Origin of the sequence: Streptomyces sp. NPDC052225 (assembly GCF_040679615.1) — a bacterium.
Lineage (GTDB): Bacteria > Actinomycetota > Actinomycetes > Streptomycetales > Streptomycetaceae > Streptomyces.
On record NZ_JBFAVD010000005.1, the window covers coordinates 109,749 to 132,746 of the forward strand.

The window sequence follows — 22,998 nt, forward strand, 5'->3', positions numbered from 1 at the left end:
TCGTTCGTGGTCGAACACCGGGGGCTCGGCGGGCCGGCGGCGCATGCACGAAGTGCCGGCCGGGATCTCTCCCGGCCGGCACTCTCGGTAACCGCTCTGTGTCCGAGGGGGGACTTGAACCCCCACGCCCGATAAAGGGCACTAGCACCTCAAGCTAGCGCGTCTGCCATTCCGCCACCCGGACAAGGTGTCTGCCGCCTTCACGCGGTGTGACCCGCGGCGACGCGGATAACCATACCAAGGATCCGGGGCGTCTCTCACCTGCGTAAACGCGCCTCGCGCAGACACAGAAGCGCCGGTCGGGATCTCTCCCGACCGGCGCTCTCCGTTACCGCTCTGTGTCCGAGGGGGGACTTGAACCCCCACGCCCGATAAAGGGCACTAGCACCTCAAGCTAGCGCGTCTGCCATTCCGCCACCCGGACTAGGTGTACGCCGCCTTCGCGCGGGTGTTCCCCGCGGCGACACCACAAGAATACCAAGGTTTCGGAGTGTCCTTCACCTGCATATCCGCCCGTCGGGGACGGGTGTCCGCGGCGTCACCGTGAGTGACAGGACAGTGCTCGTCGCGCCACGCCGTCCCGCTCGACGAGGGCGCGGAAGACCGTCGCTTCGCAGGCCTTCGGCGTGCGGACCTGTCCACTCACTCCCTGTGTGCGCCATAACGGATTCTGTATACTGTCTGCACCAACTGCACGCGCATCCACGGCACTTGCTCGGAGGACACATGGCGCACCTGGACCCCGAACTGATCCTGGGCATGACGGATCAGGCACCGGACGGCATCATGATCATCGACAGTGCGGGGCTGATCCGGTACTGGAACCAGGGGGCCGAGCGGATCTTCGGCTTCAGTGCGGCGGAGGTGGACGGCCGCAGCCTGGACGTGATCATTCCCGAGAAGCACCGCAAGCGGCACTGGGACGGCTTCGAGGAGGCGATGGCGCGCGGCTCCAGCAAGTACGGCGACGCCGATCTGCTGAACGTGCCCGCGCTCGCCGCCGACGGGCGGCGCCTGTCGATCGAGTTCAGCGTGGTCCTGGTGAAGGGGCCCGACGGCAGCGCGTACTGCGGCGCCGTCGTACGGGACGTCACCGCGCGGCGCGAGCGCGAGCGCGAGTTGATGCGGCGGCGGGCCGAGGCGTCGAGCGTCTGACCCCGCCCAGGGCAACGGCCGTGACCCCGCGAGGGGCCACGGCCGCTTTCCTGTGCGCCCAGGTCAGGCGATGACCCCGGCCTCCTTCATGTGGCCGATGCTCTCCTCGTCGTAGCCCAGGTCGACGAGGACCGCGGAGCTGTGCTCACCGAGGAGCGGGGCGCCGGTGATCTCCGGCTTGAAGGAGGAGAACTTCACCGGGCTGCCGACGGTGAGGAAGGTGCCGCGGCCCTTCTGCTCGACCTCGACGACCGTTCCGGCGGCCCGCAGATCCTTGTCGTAGGCGATCTCCTTCATGCTCATCACGGGGGCGCAGGGCACCTCCCACTTGCGCAGGATGTCGACCGCCTCGTACTTCGTCTTGTCCGCGAGCCACTTCTCGATCTCCTCGAAGATCTCGAAGATGTGCGTCTGGCGGGCGCGCGCCGTGGCGTAGGCCGGGTCGTCGGCCCATTCGGGGTGGCCGATGGCCTCGGCGGTGCGCTTCCAGTTCTGCTCCTGGAGCGTGAAGTAGATGTAGGCGTTCGGGTCGTCCTGCCAGCCCTTGCACTTGAGGACCCAGCCGGGCTGGCCGCCGCCGCCCGCGTTGCCGCCGCGCGGGACGACGTCGGTGAACTCGCCGTTCGGGTACTGGGGGTACTCCTCCAGATGGCCCACCTTCTCCAGGCGCTGCTGGTCGCGCAGCTTGACGCGGCACAGGTTGAGGACGGCGTCCTGCATGGAGACGGAGACCTTCTGGCCCTTGCCGGTCTTGTTCCGGTCGATGATCGCGGTGAGGATGCCGATCGCCAGGTGCATACCGGTGTTGGAGTCGCCGAGGGCGGCGCCGGAGATGGTGGGCGGGCCGTCCCAGAAGCCGGTCGTGGACGCGGCGCCGCCCGCGCACTGGGCGACGTTCTCGTACGTCTTGAGGTCGTTCCAGGAGGACCACTCGTTGAAGCCCTTGACCGAGCCGAAGATGAGGCGCGGGTTGAGTTCCTGGATGCGTTCCCAGGAGAAGCCCATCCGGTCGAGGGCGCCGGGCGCAAAGTTCTCGACCATGACGTCGGCGCCGCGGATGAGCTTCTCCAGGACCTCCTTGCCCTCGGGGGTCTTGGTGTTGATGGCCAGGGAGCGCTTGTTGCTGTTGAGCATCGTGAAGTAGAGCGCGTCCAGGTCGGGGTCGTCGCGCAACTGGTTGCGGGTGACGTCGCCACCGGTGGTGCGCTCCACTTTGAGGACGTCGGCGCCGAACCAGGCGAGCATCTGGGTGCAGGCGGGGCCGGCCTGGACGCCGGTGAAGTCGATCACCTTGATACCGGCGAGCGGCAGTTCACTCATGTGCGGTTTCCTTATCGTGAACGAGCTTGAACGGGACGGGAGTTCATACGGCGGGTCACTTTCCGGCGGTGAAGTTGCCGGCGGTGATGCCCTTGGGGTTGAGGTGCGCGATGTGGCCGCTCTCCGTGCCGGCCGACGGGTCGATGACGCAGTCGATGAGGGCCGGGCCGCCGGCGGCGATGGCCTCGCTCAGGGCCGCGGTGACCTCGGCGGGGGTGGTGGCGCGGTAGCCCGTGCCGCCGAACGCCTCGATCATCCGGTCGTGCCGGGCGGCGCTCATGAGGGTCGTCGGGGCGGGGCCCTCGCCGATGACCTCGTCGCCTCGGTACACACCGCCGTTGTTCATGATCACGGTGATGACGGGCAGGTTGTAGCGGCAGATCGTCTCGATCTCCATGCCGCTGAAGCCGAAGGCGCTGTCGCCCTCGATGGCGACGACGGGCGCGCCGCCGCTCTCGACGGCGGCCGCGATCGCGTATCCCATGCCGATGCCCATGACGCCCCAGGTGCCGGAGTCGAGGCGGCGGCGCGGGTGGTGCATGTCGATGACGTTGCGCGCGATGTCGAGGGTGTTGGCGCCCTCGTTGACGATGTACGTGTCCGGGTGCTGGTGCACGACATCGCGTACGGCCTTGAGCGCGCCCATGAACTGCATCGGGTGCGGGTCGGCTTCGAGGCGCTTGGCCATCTTGGCGACGTTCTGCGCGGAGCGGGCGGCGAGTTCCTCGCGCCAGGCGGCGGGGCTGGCGATCTGGCCGGGCTTGGTGCGGTCGGCGAGCTGGTCGAGGACGGACTCGATGTCGCCGACGAGGGGCGCGGAGATCGGCTGGTTGCTGTCCATCTCCTTCGCCTCGATGTCGATCTGGATGAACTTGGCGTCGGGGTTCCAGCCGCGTTCGCCGTGGTTGAGCAGCCAGTTGAGGCGGGCGCCGACGAGCATGACGACGTCGGCCTTCTTCAGCGCCAGGGAGCGGGCGGTGGCGACGGACTGCGGGTGGTCGTCGGGCAGCAGGCCCTTGGCCATCGACATCGGTACGTACGGGATGCCGGTCGACTCGATGAACTGCCGGACCTTGTCGTCGGCCTGCGCGTAGGCGGCGCCCTTGCCGAGGACGACGAGGGGCCGCTCGGCGTTGGCGAGCAGGTCGATCGCGCGGTCCACGGCCTCGGGGGCGGGGAGCTGGCGCGGTGCCGGGTCGACGAGGCGGCTGAGCGTCCCGGCTCCGGCCTCCTTGTCCATGACGGCGCCGAGCACGGCGGCGGGGATGTCGAGGTAGACGCCGCCGGGGCGTCCGGAGACGGCGGTGCGCAGGGCGCGGGCGATGCCGCGGCCGATGTCCTCGACGCGGCTGACGCGGTAGGCGGCCTTCACGAAGGGCTGGGCGGCGGCGAGTTGGTCCATCTCCTCGTAGTCGCCCTGCTTGAGGTCGACGAGGTGGCGCTCGCTGGAGCCGGAGATCTGCACCATGGGGAAGCAGTTGGTGGTGGCGTTGGCGAGGGCGACCAGGCCGTTGAGGAAGCCGGGCGCGGAGACGGTCAGGGCGATGCCCGGCTTCTGGGTGAGGTAGCCGGCGATCGCGGCGGCGTGCCCCGCGTTGGACTCGTGGCGGAAGCCGATGTAGCGGATGCCCTCGGCCTGCGCGAGGCGGGCCAGGTCCGTGACGGGGATGCCGACCACCCCGTAGACGGTCTCGACGCCGTTCATCTTCAGCGCGTCGACGACCAGGTGGTAGCCGTCGGTGAGCTCGGCCGGCGCGTCCGTTGCCGCCGTGGTGTCAGCGGCGTTCTCAGCGGTCGAGGGAGCGGTCATGATCCGAGGCCTCCTTGGGCGGGTCCTTGCGGTGCGGCTGCCGCACGGCTGCTGTGCTGTGGCTCTGTTCTCACCTTCGACAGCCCGCGGCGCCGCGTCCAAGACCCAACGGCGACCAGCTGATAACCACCGTCTATCGAGGCCGGGACGACGGCTGTGACCTGCGGCGACGGGCTTGATAAGCGGTCGCTATCGGATGTTCGGAAGGAGGTATTGGACGCCCGGGAGCGGCCGCCGCACGCTCGCTCACAGACAGGCTCCGAGGACCGTCAGGAGGTGCGACCGTGGTCACGGACCCGGCCGAGCTGCTCGACCGTCAGGTACGGGAACGGCCGGACGCCCACGCCCTGATCGTGACCGGCGACCGGGTGCCGGTGACGTACCGGCGGCTCGCGGAGATGGCGGACCGGGTGGCGGGCACGCTCGCCGGGGCGGGGCTGCGACGCGGGGACGTCGTCGCGGTGCTCGCGCCGAACACCGTGGAGTTCGTCGTCGCGTTGCTCGGCGCGGGGCGGGCGGGCCTGGTCGTCGCCCCGCTGGACCCGGCGCTGAGCGAGGATGAACTCGCACTGAGAACGGGCGAGTTGGGGGCTCGGGCGCTGATCGCCCACGGCAGGCGGGCGAGCGCGGACTGGACGCTGTCGGTGGGGGCGGACCGAGCCGTGGACCTCGCCCCCGGCCCCGCGCCATCCCTGCTCGGCCGCGCCGCGCGGGACGATCTCACCGCGGACGACGCGCTCATCATGCTCACCGCGGGGTCGACACGACGGGCCCGCATGGTGCCGCTCACACGCGCCAACGTGGCCGCGTCCGTGCGGAACTTCCGCGCCGCCTACGCGCTGGGACCGCGTGACGCGACGGTGGCGGTGATGCCGTTCTCCCACGGGCACGGCCTGTTCGGCACGCTCCTGTCGTCCCTGGCGAGCGGCGGCCGCGTACTCCTGCCGGCAGGGGGCCGGTTCTCGGCGGCGACGTTCTGGGACGACCTGTGCGCGGCGCGCGCCACGTGGTTCACGGCGGTGCCGACCGTGCACGAGACGCTCCTCGAAGGCCTGGAGAGCCGGGAGTCGGAGCCGCGGTTGCCGCCGTTGCGGTTCGTCCGCAGTTGCAGCGCCCCGCTGAACGCCGCGACCCAGCGGGCCCTTGAACGCACCTTCGCCGCTCCGCTCCTCTCCGCGTACGGGGCGACGGAGTGCGCCCATCAGATCTCCAGCGAGCCGCTGCCGGAGCACGGCGCTCTCAAGCACGGCTCGGTCGGCCGGGCGACCGGCGTCGAGCTGCGCGTCGTCGACCAGGACGGCCGGGTCTGTCCGGCCGGGGTGCGCGGCGAGGTGTGGGTGCGCGGTCCTGCCGTGGCCCGCGGCCACCTCGCCGAAGGCCCCGCCTCCGCGCGGGGGTTCACCGGGGGCTGGCTGCGCACGGGCGACCTGGGCGCTCTGGACGAGGACGGCTATCTGACGCTGACCGGGCGCATCGAGAACCTCATCGTGCGCGGCGGCCGGAAGATCTCGCCCGAGTACGTGGAGGACGTGCTGGCCGGCTGCCCCTCCGTCGCCGAGGCGGTCGTCTTCGCCGTCGCCGACGCGGGGCGGGGGCAGCGGGTGGGTGCCGCCGTGGTGGTGCGCGGGGAGGAGTGCGCGGGGCCGGACGAGATCCTGCGCTACTGCCGCGACCGGCTCGCCGCGGTGGCGGTCCCGGACCACATCGTGGTGGTGCCCGCGCTGCCCCGCACCGCGCAGGGCGGCCTCGACCGGGTCGCCGTACGGGACGGGTACGGATGAAGGAGTCTCAGCGTGCCGGGGTACGCGGCTGGTCGAAGATCTCGTCGAGGTTGAGGGCGGTCGCCGCGCTGACGAAGGCGCGGGCCGCGACCGACCCGGGGGTGCCCGCGTGAATCGCCACCGAGACCTGCGCCCCTGCCGCCGGGGAGACGAGCGGCAGCGCCCTGGCCCGGCCGACGACCGGCATCGCGCGCAGCCACGTGTGCGGCACGATGCTGGCCCATTCGCCGCCGCCCACATGCGCGTACAGGGCGGCGATGGAGTCGGTCTCGACCTGCGGGGTCACCTCGAAGCCCTGGTCGGCGAAGACCTTGTCGACGATCTGCCGGATGCGCATGTCGGGGGTGAGCAGCGCCAGGGGGAGCTGTGCGGCGTCCGCCCAGGTGACGCTGCCGGTCTGCGACGCGATCTGGCCGTCGGGGACGAGCAGCATGTACCGCTCCTGGTAGAGCGGGACGACCTGGAGCCCTTCCTGGTCGCCGGGGTCGAAGTGGGCGATGGCCACGTCGAGTTCGAAGTCGCGCAGCTGGCGGTGGAGTTCCTTGGTGGACAGGCGCGAGCGGACCTGCACCTTGGCCAGCGGGTGCGCGGAGCAGAACGCGGCGACCGGCAGCGCCAGGGTGGTCGACGCGGTGGGGTCGGTGCCGAGGCGCAGGATGCCGGTGATGCCGGACTGGACGGCGGCGACCTCCGCCTTGAACGCCTCCTGCTCGGCGAGGATGCGCTTGGCCCATACGACGAGCCGCTCGCCCTCCGGGGTCAGGCCCTGGTAGTTGTGGCCCCGGTTGATGAGCGTGACGTTCAGCTCGCGCTCCAGCTTGGCGATCGCCGCCGACAGCGCGGGCTGGGAGACGTAGCAGGACTCGGCGGCGCGCGCGAAGTGCCGCTCGCGGGCGACCGCCACGAAGTACTCCAACTGCCGGAACAGCATCTACGTCTCCCCCACCACGGGCGAAGTGATCATGCGCGTCTCCGAAGACTGCCCCCGCCGGGCCCGGCTGACAAGGGGTGGGCCTACGGAGCGACGGTGCGCGCCAGGAGATCCGTCGCCGCGTGCACCGTGCGCAGGGTCGGGGCCTCGGCACCGGTGATGTCGGCCATCTCGACCACCGCCGTGACGATGGCGTCGAGCTCCAACTGCTTGCCCGCTTCCAGGTCCTGGAGCATGGACGTCTTGTGGTGTCCGACGCCCTCGGCGCCGCGCAGCCGCTTCTCGATGGAGATGTCCGGGGTGCTGCCGACGCGGGCCGCGATGTCGAGGATCTCCTCCATGACGCGGGCGACCATGGTCCGGGTGAGCGGGTGGCGGCAGATGTCGACCATGGTGGCCCGGGTGAGGGCGCTGATCGGGTTGAAGGCCGCGTTGCCCATGAGCTTGATCCAGATGTCGTCGCGCAGGTTCTCCTCGACCGGGCACTTGAGCCCGCCCGCGATCATCGCCTCGCTGAGCGCCGCACACCGCTCGGAGACACCTCCGCCGGGCTCGCCGACGGAGAACCGGGTGCCCTCCAAGTGCCGTATGACGCCCGGGGATTCGATGACGGTGGCCGGGTAGACGACGCAGCCGATGGCCCGCTCCGGGGCGAGTACCTTGCTGGTCGCGCCGCCCGGGTCGACGGCCTCGATCCTGCGGCCCTCGTACGGTCCGGTGAGCTTGTGGAAGTACCACCAGGGGATGCCGTTCTGCCCGGCGACCAGGGCCGTGTGCTCGCCGAGGAGCGGGGCGACGAGTGCGCCGCTGGAGGCGTAGGAGTGGGCCTTGAGGCCGAGGAACACGTAGTCCACGGGGCCGATCTCGTTCGGGTCGTCGGTGGCGTGCGGGTGGGCGGTGAAGTCGCCGCGCGCGCTGAGCACCCGTACGCCGTGCTGGCGGATCGCCTGCAAGTGCGGGCCGCGCGCGACGAGATGGACGTCCGCGCCGCCGCGGTGCAGCGCCGCTCCCACATAGGCGCCGATGGCGCCGGCTCCGAGGACTGCGATCTTCATGGTGGCTCCTCCAGGGATTCGAGGGTACGGAGTTTGGATACTGTATGCAGTTACTGGCCGAAGATGTGCCACCGCCCGCGCGCCGCACAGCACGCGGGCGGTGGCACACCGGGGAAGCGGTCAGCGCAGCAGGCGTACCGCCGCGATCACGAGCGGGTCGAGCCCGTGCGCTCCGTCGTCGACCACCGCGTAGAGCCGCTCGCGCATCCGCGGGTCCCAGAACCGTGTCACATGTCCGGCGATCGCCTCCGCGGCGGCCGGTGCGGGCAGGTGCCCGTGGTGCACGGCGATGTCGTTGGCCATCCGGCTCTCGGCCGGGATCGCGTGGGTCATCTCAGTCCCCCGCCGTCACGAGCGGAGCGGCGGCCTCGGCCCGGGCGCGGCCGACCTGGACGGCGGTCACCTTGTACTCCGGGCAGTTGGTCGCCCAGTCGGAGTTCTCCGTGGTCACCACGTTCGCCCCGGTGACGGGGTGGTGGAAGGTGGTGTAGACGACGCCGGGCGGCATCCGGTCGGAGATCTGCGCGTGCAGCGTCGTCGCGCCGACCCGGCTGGCGAGCGTGACGAGGTCGCCGTCGGCGATCCCGCGCTCCTCGGCGTCGTGCGGATGGAGTTCGAGGACGTCCTCGGCGTGCCAGGCGACGTTGCCGGTACGCCGGGTCTGCGCACCGACGTTGTACTGGCTCAGGATCCGGCCGGTGGTGAGGACCAGCGGGAACTTGCGCGTGCTGCGCTCCTTCGTCGGCACGTACGAGGTGACCACGAACTTGCCCTTGCCGCGCGTGAATGCGTCCACATGCATGGTCGGCGTGCCCTCGGGGGCCTCGTCGTCGCACGGCCACTGGACGCTGCCGAGCTTGTCGATGAGGTCGAAGGAGACGCCCGCGAACGTGGGCGTGACCTGGGCGATCTCGTCCATGATCTGCGACGGGTGGTCGTACGCCATCGGGTGGCCCATGGCGGTGGCGATGTCGCAGACGATCTGCCACTCGTGCCGGCCCGACTTGGGCGGCATCACGGAGCGGACGCGGTTGATGCGGCGCTCGGCGTTGGTGAACGTGCCGTCCTTCTCCAGGAAGGAGGCGCCGGGCAGGAAGACGTGGGCGAACTTGGCGGTCTCGTTGAGGAACAGGTCCTGGACGACGACGAGTTCCATCGCCTCCAGCGCCGCCGTGACGTGCTTGAGGTTCGGGTCGGACTGCGCGATGTCCTCGCCGTGCACGAACAGGCCGCGGAACGTGCCGTCGATCGCCGCGTCGAACATGTTGGGGATGCGCAGGCCCGGTTCGGCGAGGATCGTGCCGCCCCACAGGTTCTCGAAGACGCTGCGCACCGCGTCGTCGGAGACGTGCCGGTAGCCGGGCAGTTCGTGCGGGAAGGAGCCCATGTCGCAGGAGCCCTGCACGTTGTTCTGGCCGCGCAGCGGGTTGACGCCGACGCCGTCGCGACCGATGTTGCCGCAGGCCATCGCGAGGTTGGCCATCCCCATGACCATGGTCGAGCCCTGGCTGTGCTCGGTGACGCCGAGGCCGTAGTAGATCGCGCCGTTGGGGGCGCTCGCGTAGAGGCGGGCGGCGGCGCGCAGCTCGGCGGCCGGGACGCCGGTGATGTCCTCGACGGCCTCGGGGCTGTTCTCGTCGCGGGCCACGAACTCGGCCCAGTCCTCGTAGCCCTCGCAGCGCGCCGCGACGAACCCCTTGTCGACCAGGCCCTCGGTGACGACGACGTGCGCCATGGCGTTGACCACGGCCACGTTCGTGCTGGGCCGCAGCTGGAGGTGGTGCGCGGCCTCGATGTGCGGGGAGCGCACGAGGTCGATGCGGCGCGGGTCGACCACGATGAGCTCGGCGCCCTCCCGCAGCCGGCGCTTCATCCGGGAGGCGAACACCGGGTGCCCGTCGGTCGGGTTGGCGCCGATGACCATGATGACGTCGGCCTCGGCGACCGAGCGGAAGTCCTGGGTGCCGGCCGACTCGCCGAAGGTCTGCTTCAGCCCGTAGCCGGTGGGTGAGTGGCAGACGCGGGCGCAGGTGTCGACGTTGTTGTTGCCGAAGGCGGCGCGGACCATCTTCTGGACGACGTACACCTCTTCGTTGGTGCACCGCGAGGACGAGATCGCGCCGATCGCGCCGGTGCCGTACTGACTCTGGATCTCGCGCATGCGGCGGGCGACCGTGCCGATCGCCTCGTCCCACTCGACCTCGCGCCACGGTTCGGTGATGGACTCCCGCACCATCGGCTTGAGTTGACGGTCGGGGTGGGTGGCGTAGCCGAAGGCGAAGCGGCCCTTGACACAGGAGTGGCCCTCGTTGGCTCCGCCGTCCTTGTACGGGACCATGCGCACGAGTTCGTCGCCCCGCAGCTCGGCCTTGAAGCTGCATCCGACACCGCAGTACGCGCAGGTGGTGATGACCGACCGGGTGGGCATGCCGAGCTCGACCACCGAGCGCTCCTGGAGCGTCGAGGTGGGGCAGGCCTGGACGCAGGCGCCGCAGGAGACGCACTCGGAGTCGAGGAACGACTCGCCCGCGCCCGCCGACACCTTGGACTCGAAGCCGCGCCCCTCGATGGTCAGCGCGAACGTGCCCTGCACCTCGCCGCACGCCCGCACACACCGCGAGCAGGCGATGCACTTGGACGGGTCGAAGTCGAAGTAGGGGTTGGAGGTGTCCTTCTCGGCGTCGAGGTGGTTCTCACCCTCGTAGCCGTAGCGGACCTGGCGTACGCCGACGACGCCCGCCATGTCCTGCAACTCGCAGTCGCCGTTGGCCGGGCAGGTCAGGCAGTCGAGCGGATGGTCGGAGAGGTACAGCTCCATGACGCCCTGGCGCAGCTTCTCCACCTTGGGCGTCTGGGTGCGCACGGCCATCCCGTCGGCGCACGGGGTGGTGCAGGAGGCGGGGGCGCCGCGCCGCCCGTCGATCTCCACCACGCACAGCCGGCACGAGCCGAAGGGCTCCAGGCTGTCGGTGGCGCAGAGCTTGGGGATGTCGATGCCCGCCTCGGCGGCGGCCCTCATCACCGAGGTGCCCTCGGGCACGGTCACCGGTATCCCGTCGACCTCGACCGAGACCGTGGCCTCGCCCGGCCGCTCGGGTGTGCCGAAATCGGGTTCCTTCAGGAGCGTCATGCCGTGCCCTCCGTCCGTGTGCCGGTCGTCTGTACGGGGTTCCGTACGGGGTGGATCTCCAGGAGGCGGCGGCCGCCGAGGAAGTCGTCGGGGAAGTAGGCGAGGGCGCTGCGCACCGGCATCGGCGTCAGACCGCCCATCGCGCACAGCGAGCCTTCGGTCATCAGGTCGCAGAGGTCCTCGAGCAGGGCGAGGTTCTCGTCGCGGTGCGTGCCGGCCACGATCTTGTCGATGACCTCGACGCCGCGTACGGAACCGACCCGGCAGGGGGTGCACTTGCCGCAGGACTCCTCGGCACAGAACTCCATCGCGAACCGGGCCTGCGCCGCCATGTCGACCGAGTCGTCGAAGACGACGACGCCACCGTGCCCGAGCATCGCCCCTGCCTCCGCGAACGCCTCGTAGTCCATCGGCAGGTCGAACTGTGTCTCGGGCAGATACGCGCCGAGCGGGCCGCCCACCTGCACCGCCCGGACCGGCCGGCCGCTCAGGGTGCCGCCGCCGTACTCCTCGATCAGTTCGCGCAGCGTGATGCCGAACGCGGTCTCGACGATGCCGCCGCGCCTGATGTTCCCGCCGAGCTGGAAGACCTGGGTGCCGCGCGAGCGGCCGACGCCGAGGTCCTGGTAGGCCTTCGCGCCGTCGGCGAGGACGACGGGGACGGTGGTCAGGGTCAGGACGTTGTTGACGACGGTCGGCTTGCCGAACAGGCCCTCGATCGCCGGGATCGGCGGTTTCGCCCGCACCATGCCGCGCTTGCCCTCCAGGCTCTCCAGCATGGAGGTCTCCTCGCCGCAGATGTACGCCCCGGCGCCGACGCGTACATGCAGGTCGAAGTCGAGCGCCGACCCGAGGATCCGCCGCCCCAGCCAGCCCTGTTCGCGCGCGACGTCGATCGCGGCGCGCATCGTGTCGATGGCGTCGGGATACTCGGAGCGGATGTAGACGTAGCCCTCTCGGGCTCCGACGGCGTGGGCGGCGATCGTCATGCCCTCGATGAGCAGGAACGGGTCGCCTTCCATGACCATGCGGTCGGCGAAAGTGCCGCTGTCGCCCTCATCCGCGTTGCAGCAGATGAACTTCAGGTCGTCCGTGCAGTCGAGGACCGTCTTCCACTTGATGCCGGCCGGGAAGCCGGCGCCGCCGCGTCCGCGAAGACCGGAGTCGGTGACCTCGGCGACCACGTCGGCGGGTGCGCGGTCGAGGGCGGCGCGCAGCCCGCGCAGGCCGCCGTGGGCGAGGTAGTCCTCCGGGGAGAGCGGGTCGGTCACGCCGACGCGGGCGAACGTGACCCTGTTCTGCCGTGCCAGCCAAGGGAGTTGGTTGACGAGGCCGAGACGCAGGGGATGGTCGGCGCCGTCGAGCATCCCAGCGGCGAGCAGTCCGGGGACGTCGTCCGCCGTCACGGGGCCGTAGCCGACCCGGCCCGCCTCGGTGACGACCTCGACGAGGGGTTCGAGCCAGAGCATGCCGCGCGAGCCGTTGCGTACGACGTGGAGGTCGACGTCGCCCTGCTCGGCAGCCTGTTGGAGGCGGGCGGCGACCTCGTCGGCGCCGACGGAGCGGGCCGCCGAGTCGCGGGGCACGTACACAAGGGTGGTGGTCTGTGACGTCAACTGTCACACCTCCCCGTCGAGGAGAGCGGCGAGGCGGCCGGTGGTGACGCGGCCGTGCAGCCGGCCGTTCACCTCGACCGACGGGCCGAGCGCACAGTTGCCGAGGCAGAAGACCTGCTCGACGGTGGTGGAGCCGTCCGCGCTGGTCTCGCCGAGTTCCTTGCCCGACTGCCGCAGATGGGCCAACAGCCGTTCGGCGCCCAGGGCTTGACAGGCTTCGGCGCGGCAGACGCGGACCGTGGTGCGGCCCGCGGGGGCGCTGCGGAAGTCGTGGTAGAAGGTCACGACTCCGTGGACGTCGGCCCGTGAGAGGTTGAACTCGTCGGCGAGGACCTGGATCGCCGCCTGCGGCACGTACCCCAACTCGGCCTGGACGGCGTGGAGTACGGGCAGCAGCGCGCCGCGCTCTCCCCGGTGCGCGGACGCGGCGGTTCTGACCACACGCTCGACCGCGTTCTCGGCCGCGCTCCCGGCCCTCGTATCCGTCCCGCTGGTCGTCATGATCGCTTCGCCTCCGTCATGCGGGTCCCCGGCGAGAGTTGCAGGAGACTGGACACTACTCCATACAGACTTCTGTATACACAAGCCCGGCGTAAAGAGCCCGACGCGAAGAGCCTGGCGGGAACCACGATCCGCCGTGCCGTCAACACCCTTGCGCCGGGCCGGTGTTCAGGACGTCACGAGCGGCGCGGCCGCCTCGGCGGGCGCCACCGCCCCGAACTCCGCGAGCCACGGCACCACGACGCCCCGCAGCACATCGGCCCCGCCGCCGCCCTCACCCAGCTGCGCCTCGGCCGGCACGAGCACCGGATCGGCGAGGACCGTGGACGTGGCGCTGCCGCGCGGCCCCGAACCTCCCGGCCGGGCCGGGACGTAGAGGCCGGAGGCGTGCGCCGGGACCACCCACAGGCCGAGCCCCTCCCCCGCGACGGCCGACCGCGCCGACCAGACATAGGTGTCGGCCTCCCCCGCCGCGACCACCTGATGCTTGCGTCCGCGCAGCGCCACCACCCCGCCGAACCGCTCGGCCGTGGCGCGCGGCGCTAGCAGCCGACCGCCCGTCGCCGCGTCCGGCGCCTCGTCCTCCGCGAGCGCGAGGCCGCACAGGTGCCGCCCGGCGGCGATCTCGCCGCGCAACCAGTCGCCGCCGTACGCCTCGACGGTCACGGCCGCCGCGTAGTGGGACCGGAGCACGGCGGCCGTCGCCGGGCAGACGCGAGCGGTGCGCTCGACGACCTCGGCGGCCTCCGTGAGCCCGAGTCCCGCACCGCCGCACTCCGGGCCGATGGTGAGGCCGAGGAGTCCGGTCCGGCCGAGCTCCGTCACGGCCGCGCGGGGGAACAGGCCCCGGGCGCCCGCCTGTTGGGCGGCCGGGGCGACGACATCGGTGAGGACCTGAGCGAGTGCGGTGCGGTACGACACGGGGTGCCCCCTCGTGAGCGAAGTCGGGTTCGCCGCCCTGCGGCCAATAATTGCATACAGTATTTCGCATCCATATGGGGCGCCAGAGGTGTGCCGCATCTTTTCGCCGTGCCACCCATCCAACCGGCTGTCTATTGCATACTAAAGTCAGTATCCCGAGAGCTGACACGCCGTCAGCACCCGGAGAGGGAGGGGTCGTTCATGTCCGACACACCCACCGTCACCACACCCGTACTCGCGCGCGGGGCTCTCGCCCCCGCAGGGCCGATCGCCCGGCCCGCTCCCCTGCGCCAGGCCGTCTACGACGCACTGATCGAGATGATCATCAACGGGACGCTCCACCCCGGACAGCACCTCGTCGAGGCCGAACTCGCCGAGCGGCTCGGGGTGAGCCGACAGCCGGTCCGGGAAGCACTGCAACGGCTCCAGGCGGCCGGCTGGGTCGATCTGCGGCCGGCCCAGGGCGCCTTCGTGCACGCGCCCACCGTGGAGGAGTGCGCCCAACTCCTCGGTGTGCGGGCGGTGTTGGAGACCTACTCCGCGCAGGGTGCCGCCCGGCACGCGACGCCGCACGACGTGGCGGCGCTGTGGGACCTCCAGGAGGCGGGCATCGCGGCGCTCGCGGCGGGTGACGCGCGCGCCATCGTGGAGGCCAACGCCGCGCTGCACTCCCACATCACGCTGCTGTCCCGCAACGCGGTGCTCGCCGAGCTCATCCCGCAGGTCGACCAGCGGGTGCGCTGGTACTACATGCCGATCGCCAAGCCGCGCGGCAAGGACGCGTGGAGCGAGCACGCGCTGATCATCGAGGCGATCGCGGCGGGCGACCCGGAGCGCGCCGAGGCCCTGATGCGCCGCCACACGCAGAGCACGACGGACTTCTACTGCAAGCAGATCGCCGCCGCGGCCGGCCTGAGCGGCTGACCACGGCGGCGCCCCGCTGCCCCGATGTCAGGACCGGGCCGTGACCTCCCTCAACCGCCCGGTCCGCACGTCGAAGACGAAGCCGCGGACGTCGTCGGTGTGCGGCAGGAACGGCGACGTCCGCACCTTGCGCAGGGACTGCCGCACGTCCTGGTCGACGTCGGTGAAGCCCTCGACCGCCCAGCCGGGACGCTGTCCGACCTCGCGCTCCAGCTCGTGCCGGAACTCCTCGGTCAGGGACTCCAGACCGCAGCCCGTGTGGTGGACGAGGACCACGCTGCGCGTTCCGAGGGCCCGCTGACTGATCGTCAGGGAGCGGATCGTGTCGTCGGTGACGACGCCGCCGGCGTTGCGGATGGTGTGGCAGTCGCCGAGCGACAGGCCGAGGGCCGCGTGCAGATCGATCCGGGCGTCCATGCAGGCGACGACGGCCACGCCGAGGACCGGGCGGGCGTCCGTGCCGGGGTCCTCGAAGCGTTCGGCGTACCGGGCGTTGGCCGCCAGGAGATGGTCGGTGACCGTGCCGCCCTCGCGCACGACGGGGCGTATCTGTGCTGTGGACATACCGGGCTCCCTCTGGGTGGACGAGCGGGACGGGACGGCTCCGCGGGGCGTACGGGCATCAGGGCATCAGCTGGTACGCCGGGAAGTTGCCGGGCAGGCGTTCGTCCTCGGGTCCCTGGGTGACGGCCCGCACCAGGAGCTCTCCGCCGACGAACGCGCCGCGCCAGGAGGCCCCGAACCCGCCGAACAGTTCGTCGCGGTCGCCGCGCGAACGGGCCTTCCCGTGGCCCACCTTGAACGCCCGGATCTGCGGGGCGAGGCGCGCGAACGTCGCCTCGTCGTCCGTCGACAGGGTCGCCACCAGCGCGCCGTTCGACGCGTTCATCGCGGCGAGCAGCTCCGCCTCCGTGTCCACAAGGACGACCGTGTCGACCGGCCCGAACGGCTCCGCGTGGTGCAGCGGCGACGACGCGGGCGGGCCGAGCAGCGTCACCGGATGCACATAGGCGCTCGTGTCCTGCCCCGGCAGGAACCGCTCCGGGTCGACCCGCCCGCGGTGCAGCGGCACCGCGCCCCGGCCGATCGCCTCGGTCACCTGGTCGGTCAGCTCCTTGGCCTTCGCCGCGTTGATCAGCGGCCCGAAGTCCAGCTCCGGATAAGGGTCTTCGGCCGACGCCACCGCCAGCGGATGCCCCACGCGCAACTCCCGCACGGCCGGCAGGTACGCGGACAGGAACGCGTCGAACGCGTCGCGCTGCACGACGAAGCGCGGGTAGGCGGTGCACCGCTGTTTGCCGTAGTCGAAGAGCTTCGGGATCGCCGCGGACAGCGTGTCCCAGTCGCTGAAGTCCCAGATGCCCCAGGTGTTGAGGCCCTCCTGCTCCAGGACGTGCCGCTTGCCGAGGTCGGCGACGGCCGTGGCGACGGCGGCCCCGGTGTCGCGTCCGCCCACGAACGACACGCAACCGATCTCCGGCGCCCGCACCAGCGCCTGCGACAGCTCCCGGCCGCTGCCGCTCACCAGCGTGAGCGGCACACCCTCCCGCGCGGCCAGCGCACACGCGAGCGTCAGACACGAGACACCGCCGTCCGTGGGGGCCTTGGCGATGACGGCGTTGCCCGCGAGGGCCTGCACCAGCATCGCGTGCACAAGCACGCTCATCGGGTAGTTCCAGCTCGCGATGTTGGAGACCGGGCCGGGCAGCGGCGTACGGTCCGCGAGCATCCCGTCGATCCCGTCGACATACCAGCGCACACCGTCGATCGCCCGGTCCACGTCCGCCTGCGCGAGCCGCCACGGCTTGCCGATCTCCCAGACGAGGAGCAGTGCGAGCAGCTCACGGTGCTCGGCGAGCGCGTCGAGTGTCGCGGCCACGCGGGCGCGCCGCTCCGCGAGCGGGATGTGCCGCCAGGCGCGGTGCTGGTCGAGGGATGCGCGTACGGCCTGCTGCGCGGTGTCCCCGTCGAGCCGCGGCGGGCCCGCAACAGGGCTGCCGTCGACGGGAGTTGCGGCCGGCAGGACCCGACCGTCCGCCTGCCACGTTCCGTTCCACAGGTTCAGGACGCGGTCGTCGCGGAACGCCTCGGGGGCGACGGCCAGACAGCGCCGCCAGGCATCGGCCCAAGAAGTCCCCGCCTTGAGGGTGGCGGGAGGCGTGCCGGGGGTGAAAGTGGGTGCCATGGATGTCTCCGCTCTCGGTGCACAGTCGAGATGAGGGGCCGGGCGGGCCCTCCTGGAACGGGCGGTGCAGGGCGGGCGGTGGAGCGGACAGGTCGACGGGCTCGTAGCCCCGACAGTCACGGGCATCCCAAAAATGCTGCACGCCCCTGGACACTCGCCCACCACGTGAGGGATAACACTCTTCATACAGTATTCGTCGACTGTATGCAATATCCCGGCCACTGCTGACCCCTGACATCGGAAGGGTGCGCGCAGCAGTGCAGCACTGTGAGGGATGAGCCTGAATGACCTTGAACCACAGCACGGCAGATGACGCGTCGGAGCCGCTCGGCGCGCCGCCCCTCCCCTACCGCGAAGTCACCGACGCCCGGGGCCGCGTCTACCGGGTCGGTGAGACCGACCGCGACATCCTCGGCCACTCCCGCCAGTTGATGGTCTATCTGCCCTGGCTCGCGATGATGGCCATCAGCGTCTTCGAGTACGCGTACGGCTCGGCCGAGGACACCCTGTCCGAGGCCCACCACTGGACGCAGTCCAACACGTTCTGGATCCTCAGCGTCTGGATCTTCTTCCAGGCCGGCATCTCCTTCCCCGCCGGATGGCTGCGCGAGAAGGGCATCCTGACCGCGCGCCGGGCCATGTTCACCGGTTCGGCGATGTGCCTGCTCGGGTTCCTCGCCCTGTCGCACATCAGCAACGTCGCGCTCGCGATCGTCGGCTTCGGCGTCGTCGGCGGCATCGGCTCGGGCCTGATCTACTCGACCTGCGTCAACATGGTCGGCAAGTGGTTCCCCGAGCGCAAGGGCGGCAAGACGGGCTTCGTCAACGGCGGCTTCGCCTACGGCGCCCTGCCCTTCATCTTCATCTTCAACTACGCCTTCGACACCGGGAATTACCACCGGGTGCTCGACCTCATCGGCGCCTACGTGATGGTCGTCGTTTTCGTCTGCGCCGTCTTCTTCAAGGACCCGCCGAAGAACTGGTGGCCCGCGCACGTCGACCCGCTGACGCACAGCGGCGGCGAGAAGACCTCCGCGAGCCTCACCAAGAACCCGCCCGCGGTACGGCAGTACACCCCGATGGAGGCGATCAGGACGGGGATGCTGCCCCTGATGTGGATCGCGCTCGTGATCAGCGCCGGTGTCTCCATCTTCGGCATCTCCTTCCAGGTCGACTACGCGAAGGAGGTCGGCTTCGGGCCGCTCGTCGCCGCCTCGTCCATGGGCGTGATGGCGGTCATCAACGGCATCGGCCGCGGCGTCGTGGGCTGGGCCTCCGACAAGTGGGGGCGCAAGCCGATCCTGGTCGGGGTCATCCTGGTCCTCGGGCTCGCGCAGTTCGGCGTGATCTGGGCCGGCGACATGAAGAGCGAAGGGCTGTTCCTGGTCTTCGCGTTCCTCTCCGGATTCGGCGGCGGCGCCTTCTATCCGCTGTTCGCCGCGCTCACGCCCGACTACTTCGGCGAGAACTACAACGCCTCCAACTACGGCCTGGTGTACAGCGGAAAGCTCATCAGCGGCCTGTTCGGCGGCGGCCTCGGCTCCATGGTGGTCGCCTCGTGGGGCTACAACGGCGCGTACGCGCTGGCCGGCGGTACGTCGATGATCGCCGCGGTGATCGCGATGACGCTGCGGCAGCCCGGGCGGCCCCGGGCCGGGAAGGGAGCGGCGGCGGTGGCGCAGCCGCAGCACGCGACCTGACCTTCCATGAACCCTGTGGCCCTCTCCCGTGTCCGCGCCGGGAGAGGGCCACAGGCCTACGCGCCCACGGCCCCTACGTGGCTCGCTGGTGGTACGACGTCCGCGTGTGCTCCGTGTGGGCCCGCATCACCTCGGCGGCGCGCTGCCCGTCGCCGTCCGCCATCGCGGCGATCAACTCCCGGTGTTCCGCCCATGATTGACGGCCGCGCTGACGGGCGATGGGCGCGTAGTACCAGCGGACCCGCCGGTCGACCCGGGCAGCGAGTTCCGCAAGCGCCGCGTTGCCCGCGAGTTCCATGACCGTGCCGTGCAGCCGGGCGTTGAGCACGACCGCGGCCTCCACGTCGTCGGCGGCGACCGCACGCTCCCCCTGGGCGCACAGCTCCTCCAGCGCGTGCAGGGCCGCGGCGTCCACCCGGGCGGTGGCGAGGCGGACGGCTTCGGTCTCCAACAGCGTCCGGACGCTGAGGAGTTGGTCGGCCTCCTCTTCGGTCGGCTCGTGCACGAACGCGCCCTGGGCGGGCCGCAGATCCACCCAGCCCTCGGTGCTCAGCCGTTGCAGCGCCTCGCGCACGGGCTGGCGCGAGACCCCCAGTTCACCGGCGAGCTCCGTCTCGACGAGGTGCGCGCCCGGCGGCAGGGTCCGCGTGATGATCAGGTCGAGCAGCGTCTCGTAGACCCGCTGGCGCAGGGGGCCCGGTCGCTCCAGCCTCGGCACCGATCCCTGCGGCAGACCGGTGAGCGGCAGTCCTGTGATCGGCGACATCGCGCCCCTTTCCGGAAGCTGACGTGTACACCCTGCGTAACACAACTCGCGCGGGTTCCCCGGGAGTTGACGCATCCCTTGCCGCCAACGATCCCATCCTGTACACAATATTCCGTCGACACAGTGCAGGACACTTCAAGCCAGACGTCCACGTCAGTCAGGGGGCGCGTCATGGGACGAGTCACACAGCGGCGCCCGGTCCTGCGGATCCGGGCCGGCGCCGTCTCCACCCGCCCCGACACACTGGTGGCGGAGGAGCCGTTGGAGATCCGGCTGAACGGCAAGCCGCTCGCGATCACCATGCGCACCCCCGGCGACGACTTCGCGCTCGCCGCCGGATTCCTGGTCAGCGAGGGTGTGCTGGCGAGCGCCGCCGACCTGCAGAACATCGTGTACTGCGCGGGCGCCACCCAGGACGGCTCCAACACCTACAACGTCGTCGACGTACGCACCAGCCCTGACGTTGTAATGCCTGACATCACTCTTGAGCGCAATGTCTATACGACCTCCTCGTGCGGCCTGTGCGGCAAAGCGAGCCTCGACGCCGTACGCACCCAGGCACGCTTCCCCATCGACGACACTCCCCCGGTCCGGCTCGAACCCGCACTCCTGGCAGCCCTCCCCGACCGACTACGGGCTGCCCAGCAGGTCTTCGACCGGACCGGGGGCCTGCACGCCGCCGCCCTCTTCACCCCCGACGGCGAACTCCTCGACGTACGCGAAGACGTGGGCCGCCACAACGCCGTCGACAAACTCGTCGGACGAGCCCTGCAGAACGGCGACCTGCCCCTGTCGCGGTCGGTCCTGCTCGTGTCGGGGCGGGCCTCGTTCGAGCTGGCGCAGAAGGCTGTGATGGCCGGCATTCCGGTGCTCGCGGCCGTGTCGGCACCGTCGTCGCTGGCGGTCGACCTCGCCGCGGAGACGGGCCTGACCCTCGTCGGATTCCTGCGCGGCACCTCCATGAACGTGTACGCGGGCGAGCACCGCATCGCCCAGCGGGCCGTGGCCCGGCAGGGCTGAGCGGACCGCCCCGCGGCACGGCGGCGGGGCCCGGAACCGGCGGGGAGCGCCCCCTGCGCCGGAAGGGCCCCGCCGCAGCCGCACCGCACGTACGGGAGGCGGCGGCGCCCTCATGCGCCGCCGCCTCCCCATTCCTTTGCCTACAGGGCCTGTTGCAGCCTCTCCAGGACCAGTCGCGCGGTCTCCGTCGGGGTCGCGCCGACCCGCACACCGACCCTCTCCAGAGCCTCCTTCTTGGCCTGCGCCGTGCCGGACGAGCCGGAGACGATGGCTCCCGCGTGGCCCATGGTCTTGCCCTCGGGCGCGGTGAAACCGGCGATGTACCCGACGACAGGCTTGGTGACGTGTTCGGCGATGTACGCCGCTGCACGCTCCTCCGCGTCGCCGCCGATCTCCCCGATGAGCACGATCAGTTCGGTCTCGGGGTCGTTCTCGAACGCGGTCAGGCAGTCGATGTGCGTGGTGCCGACGACGGGGTCGCCGCCGATGCCCACACACGTGGTGAAGCCGATGTCCCGTAGCTCGTACATGAGTTGGTAGGTGAGGGTGCCGGACTTGGAGACGAGTCCGATACGGCCCGGCTTGGTGATGTCGGCGGGGATGATGCCCGCGTTGGACTCCCCGGGGCTGATCAGGCCGGGGCAGTTGGGGCCGACGACGCGCGTGCCGCGCTGCTTCGCGTACGCGACGAAGTGCACGGAGTCGTGGACCGGGATGCCTTCCGTGATGACGACCGCGAGGGGCATGCCCGCGTCGACCGCTTCGACGACGGCGGCCCGGGCGAAGGCGGGGGGCACGAAGACGACGCTGACGTCGGCGCCGGTGGCCGCCATGCCGTCCGCGACGCTGCCGAACACCGGGACGGCGCGGTCGTCGAAGTCGACGACGCTGCCTGCCTTACGGGGGTTCACACCGCCGACGACGTTCGTGCCGGCGGCGATCATCCGCCGGGTGTGCTTCATGCCCTCGGCACCGGTCATGCCCTGGACGAGGACCTTGCTCTCCTTGGTGAGATAGATGGCCATGTCCGGTCTCCTTAGGCGGGGTCGAGTGCGAGGTCGGCGGCCTGGCGCGCGGCGCCGTCCATGGTCGTGGCCTGGCGGACCAGCGGGTGGGCGCGGTCGTCGAGGATGGCGCGGCCGCGCACGGCGTTGTTCCCGTCGAGCCGGACCACGAGCGGTTTCGTCAACTGCACGGATTCCAGGGCCTGCACGATGCCGTCGGCCACCGCGTCGCAGGCGGTGATGCCGCCGAAGACGTTGACGAAGACGGACCGCACGGCCGGGTCGGAGAGGATGACGTCGAGGCCGTCGGCCATGATCTGGGCGGAGGCGCCGCCGCCGATGTCGAGGAAGTTGGCGGGCCGTGCGCCGCAGCCGGCGACGACGTCGAGGGTGGACATGACGAGTCCGGCGCCGTTGCCGATGACACCGACCTCGCCGTCGAGCTTCACGTAGTTGAGGCCCTTGGCGGCGGCGCGCGCCTCCAGCGGGTCGTCGTGCGCGGCCTCCTGCGCGCCCCAACGCTGTTGCCGGAAGCGGGCGTTGTCGTCGAGCGTGACCTTGCCGTCGAGGGCGAGGATGTCGCCCTGCGCGGTACGCACGAGGGGGTTCACCTCGACCAGGACCGCGTCCTCCCGGGTGAGGACGGACCACAGCCGTACGAGGACGTCGACGCTCTGCGGCGGCAGGCCCGCCGCTTGTGCGATCCGGGCCGCCGTGGCGGTGGTGACGCCCTCGGCCGGGTCGATCGGGATCCGGGCGACGGCCTCGGGGCGCGTCGCGGCGACCTCCTCGATGTCCATGCCGCCCTCCGCCGAGGCGATGGCGAGGAAGGTCCCGGCCGCCCGGTCGAGGACGTAGGAGACGTAGAACTCGCTCTCGATGTCGACGGGTTGGGCCAGCATGACCTTCCGTACGGTGTGGCCCTTGATGTCCATGCCGAGGATCTGTCGCGCGGTGAGCTCCGCGGCGGCCGGGTCCGCGGCGAGCTTGACGCCGCCCGCCTTGCCCCGCCCTCCGGTCTTCACCTGTGCCTTGACCACGGCCCGGCCGCCCAGCCTGCGCGCGATCGCACGGGCTTCCTTCGGCGAGCCGGTGACCTCGGCGCGCGGCACGACGATGCCGTGCTCCGCGAAGAGATCCCTTGCCTGGTGTTCGTAGAGATCCAACTCAACTCCCGTG

The 22,998-nt window shown here is 70.9% G+C and carries 19 protein-coding genes and 2 tRNA genes; 5 read left to right on the forward strand and 16 right to left on the reverse strand.

From position 1 onward, the window contains the following. Positions 1-99: 99 nt before the first annotated feature. Positions 100-184: transfer RNA gene (locus AB0L37_RS09895), tRNA-Leu, on the reverse strand. A 155-nt stretch (positions 185-339) separates the two neighbouring features. After that, positions 340-424, reverse strand: a tRNA-Leu gene (locus tag AB0L37_RS09900). 302 nt (positions 425-726) lie between these two features. On the opposite strand from AB0L37_RS09900, the gene AB0L37_RS09905 reads away from it, so the two are divergent. Then, positions 727-1,155, forward strand: a complete 429-nt coding sequence (locus AB0L37_RS09905) for a PAS domain S-box protein (RefSeq protein WP_365502280.1) — start codon at positions 727-729, stop codon at positions 1,153-1,155. 63 nt (positions 1,156-1,218) lie between these two features. Here the strand turns inward: AB0L37_RS09905 and frc are convergent, their stop codons facing one another. Beyond that, the gene (frc, locus tag AB0L37_RS09910; protein ID WP_365502282.1) at positions 1,219-2,475 is read right to left on the reverse strand and encodes a formyl-CoA transferase; all 1,257 of its coding nucleotides are present in this window, start codon (positions 2,473-2,475) and stop codon (positions 1,219-1,221) included. Positions 2,476-2,530: 55 nt separating this feature from the next. Then, positions 2,531-4,285: an oxalyl-CoA decarboxylase gene (gene oxc, locus AB0L37_RS09915; RefSeq protein WP_365502284.1), complete on the reverse strand. Its 1,755-nt coding sequence runs from the start codon at positions 4,283-4,285 to the stop codon at positions 2,531-2,533. Between the two features lie 284 nt (positions 4,286-4,569). Here oxc and AB0L37_RS09920 point away from each other — a divergent pair, with 284 nt between their 5' ends. Continuing rightward, positions 4,570-6,066: a FadD7 family fatty acid--CoA ligase gene (locus AB0L37_RS09920; protein ID WP_365502286.1), complete on the forward strand. Its 1,497-nt coding sequence runs from the start codon at positions 4,570-4,572 to the stop codon at positions 6,064-6,066. Between the two features lie 7 nt (positions 6,067-6,073). Here the strand turns inward: AB0L37_RS09920 and AB0L37_RS09925 are convergent, their stop codons facing one another. The 7 genes from AB0L37_RS09925 to AB0L37_RS09955 form a co-directional block, all read right to left on the reverse strand. Continuing rightward, positions 6,074-6,997: a LysR family transcriptional regulator gene (locus AB0L37_RS09925; protein ID WP_365502288.1), complete on the reverse strand. Its 924-nt coding sequence runs from the start codon at positions 6,995-6,997 to the stop codon at positions 6,074-6,076. 83 nt (positions 6,998-7,080) lie between these two features. Continuing rightward, positions 7,081-8,052 (reverse strand): 2-dehydropantoate 2-reductase, encoded by a 972-nt coding sequence (locus tag AB0L37_RS09930; RefSeq protein WP_365502290.1) that lies wholly within the window; start codon positions 8,050-8,052, stop codon positions 7,081-7,083. 120 nt (positions 8,053-8,172) lie between these two features. Beyond that, positions 8,173-8,385, reverse strand: coding sequence for a formate dehydrogenase subunit delta (locus tag AB0L37_RS09935; RefSeq protein ID WP_365502292.1), 213 nt, complete (start codon positions 8,383-8,385; stop codon positions 8,173-8,175). A gap of 1 nt (position 8,386) precedes the next feature. Beyond that, positions 8,387-11,182 carry a formate dehydrogenase subunit alpha gene (fdhF, locus tag AB0L37_RS09940; protein ID WP_365502294.1) on the reverse strand — a complete coding sequence of 932 codons (2,796 nt, stop codon included), beginning with the start codon at positions 11,180-11,182 and terminating at the stop codon, positions 8,387-8,389. Beyond that, positions 11,179-12,798: an NADH-quinone oxidoreductase subunit NuoF gene (locus AB0L37_RS09945; RefSeq protein WP_365502295.1), complete on the reverse strand. Its 1,620-nt coding sequence runs from the start codon at positions 12,796-12,798 to the stop codon at positions 11,179-11,181. The genes fdhF and AB0L37_RS09945 overlap by 4 nt, the downstream gene beginning before the upstream one ends. Before the next feature lie 3 nt (positions 12,799-12,801). Next, on the reverse strand, positions 12,802-13,299 hold the full coding sequence (locus tag AB0L37_RS09950; protein WP_365502297.1) for an NAD(P)H-dependent oxidoreductase subunit E: 498 nt from the start codon (positions 13,297-13,299) through the stop codon (positions 12,802-12,804). Between the two features lie 168 nt (positions 13,300-13,467). Then, positions 13,468-14,220 (reverse strand): acyl-CoA dehydrogenase family protein, encoded by a 753-nt coding sequence (locus tag AB0L37_RS09955; RefSeq protein WP_365502299.1) that lies wholly within the window; start codon positions 14,218-14,220, stop codon positions 13,468-13,470. 201 nt (positions 14,221-14,421) lie between these two features. Between AB0L37_RS09955 and AB0L37_RS09960 the strand changes: the two genes are divergently transcribed. After that, a complete protein-coding gene (locus tag AB0L37_RS09960) occupies positions 14,422-15,144 on the forward strand; it encodes a GntR family transcriptional regulator (RefSeq protein WP_365502301.1) in 723 nt (240 codons plus the stop codon). Positions 15,145-15,171: 27 nt separating this feature from the next. On the opposite strand, the gene AB0L37_RS09965 is transcribed toward AB0L37_RS09960, so the two are convergent. Both AB0L37_RS09965 and AB0L37_RS09970 read right to left on the reverse strand, forming a co-directional pair. Next, on the reverse strand, positions 15,172-15,708 hold the full coding sequence (locus AB0L37_RS09965; RefSeq protein ID WP_365502303.1) for a carbonic anhydrase: 537 nt from the start codon (positions 15,706-15,708) through the stop codon (positions 15,172-15,174). Positions 15,709-15,766: 58 nt separating this feature from the next. After that, positions 15,767-17,329, reverse strand: a complete 1,563-nt coding sequence (locus AB0L37_RS09970) for an aldehyde dehydrogenase family protein (RefSeq protein WP_365502305.1) — start codon at positions 17,327-17,329, stop codon at positions 15,767-15,769. A 284-nt stretch (positions 17,330-17,613) separates the two neighbouring features. Between AB0L37_RS09970 and AB0L37_RS09975 the strand changes: the two genes are divergently transcribed. After that, positions 17,614-19,029 (forward strand): OFA family MFS transporter, encoded by a 1,416-nt coding sequence (locus AB0L37_RS09975; RefSeq protein WP_365502307.1) that lies wholly within the window; start codon positions 17,614-17,616, stop codon positions 19,027-19,029. Between the two features lie 73 nt (positions 19,030-19,102). Here the strand turns inward: AB0L37_RS09975 and AB0L37_RS09980 are convergent, their stop codons facing one another. Next, positions 19,103-19,795 carry a GntR family transcriptional regulator gene (locus AB0L37_RS09980; RefSeq protein WP_365502309.1) on the reverse strand — a complete coding sequence of 231 codons (693 nt, stop codon included), beginning with the start codon at positions 19,793-19,795 and terminating at the stop codon, positions 19,103-19,105. Between the two features lie 171 nt (positions 19,796-19,966). On the opposite strand from AB0L37_RS09980, the gene fdhD reads away from it, so the two are divergent. Then, a complete protein-coding gene (gene fdhD / locus AB0L37_RS09985; RefSeq protein ID WP_365502311.1) occupies positions 19,967-20,815 on the forward strand; it encodes a formate dehydrogenase accessory sulfurtransferase FdhD in 849 nt (282 codons plus the stop codon). 140 nt (positions 20,816-20,955) lie between these two features. Here fdhD and sucD read toward each other — a convergent pair whose 3' ends face one another. Next, positions 20,956-21,840: a succinate--CoA ligase subunit alpha gene (gene sucD / locus AB0L37_RS09990; RefSeq protein ID WP_365502313.1), complete on the reverse strand. Its 885-nt coding sequence runs from the start codon at positions 21,838-21,840 to the stop codon at positions 20,956-20,958. Between the two features lie 11 nt (positions 21,841-21,851). Further along, positions 21,852-22,985 (reverse strand): ADP-forming succinate--CoA ligase subunit beta, encoded by a 1,134-nt coding sequence (gene sucC, locus AB0L37_RS09995; RefSeq protein WP_365502315.1) that lies wholly within the window; start codon positions 22,983-22,985, stop codon positions 21,852-21,854. Between the last annotated feature and the right edge of the window lie 13 nt (positions 22,986-22,998).

Coding starts and splice junctions, on each gene's coding strand:
- AB0L37_RS09905 (WP_365502280.1), top strand. CDS start 727: ATGGCGCACCTGGACCCCGAACTGATCCTGGGCATGACGGATCAGGCA.
- frc (WP_365502282.1), bottom strand. CDS start 2,475: ATGAGTGAACTGCCGCTCGCCGGTATCAAGGTGATCGACTTCACCGGC.
- oxc (WP_365502284.1), bottom strand. CDS start 4,285: ATGACCGCTCCCTCGACCGCTGAGAACGCCGCTGACACCACGGCGGCA.
- AB0L37_RS09925 (WP_365502288.1), bottom strand. CDS start 6,997: ATGCTGTTCCGGCAGTTGGAGTACTTCGTGGCGGTCGCCCGCGAGCGG.
- AB0L37_RS09930 (WP_365502290.1), bottom strand. CDS start 8,052: ATGAAGATCGCAGTCCTCGGAGCCGGCGCCATCGGCGCCTATGTGGGA.
- AB0L37_RS09935 (WP_365502292.1), bottom strand. CDS start 8,385: ATGACCCACGCGATCCCGGCCGAGAGCCGGATGGCCAACGACATCGCC.
- fdhF (WP_365502294.1), bottom strand. CDS start 11,182: ATGACGCTCCTGAAGGAACCCGATTTCGGCACACCCGAGCGGCCGGGC.
- AB0L37_RS09950 (WP_365502297.1), bottom strand. CDS start 13,299: ATGACGACCAGCGGGACGGATACGAGGGCCGGGAGCGCGGCCGAGAAC.
- AB0L37_RS09960 (WP_365502301.1), top strand. CDS start 14,422: ATGTCCGACACACCCACCGTCACCACACCCGTACTCGCGCGCGGGGCT.
- AB0L37_RS09965 (WP_365502303.1), bottom strand. CDS start 15,708: ATGTCCACAGCACAGATACGCCCCGTCGTGCGCGAGGGCGGCACGGTC.
- AB0L37_RS09970 (WP_365502305.1), bottom strand. CDS start 17,329: ATGGCACCCACTTTCACCCCCGGCACGCCTCCCGCCACCCTCAAGGCG.
- AB0L37_RS09975 (WP_365502307.1), top strand. CDS start 17,614: ATGACCTTGAACCACAGCACGGCAGATGACGCGTCGGAGCCGCTCGGC.
- AB0L37_RS09980 (WP_365502309.1), bottom strand. CDS start 19,795: ATGTCGCCGATCACAGGACTGCCGCTCACCGGTCTGCCGCAGGGATCG.
- fdhD (WP_365502311.1), top strand. CDS start 19,967: ATGGGACGAGTCACACAGCGGCGCCCGGTCCTGCGGATCCGGGCCGGC.
- sucD (WP_365502313.1), bottom strand. CDS start 21,840: ATGGCCATCTATCTCACCAAGGAGAGCAAGGTCCTCGTCCAGGGCATG.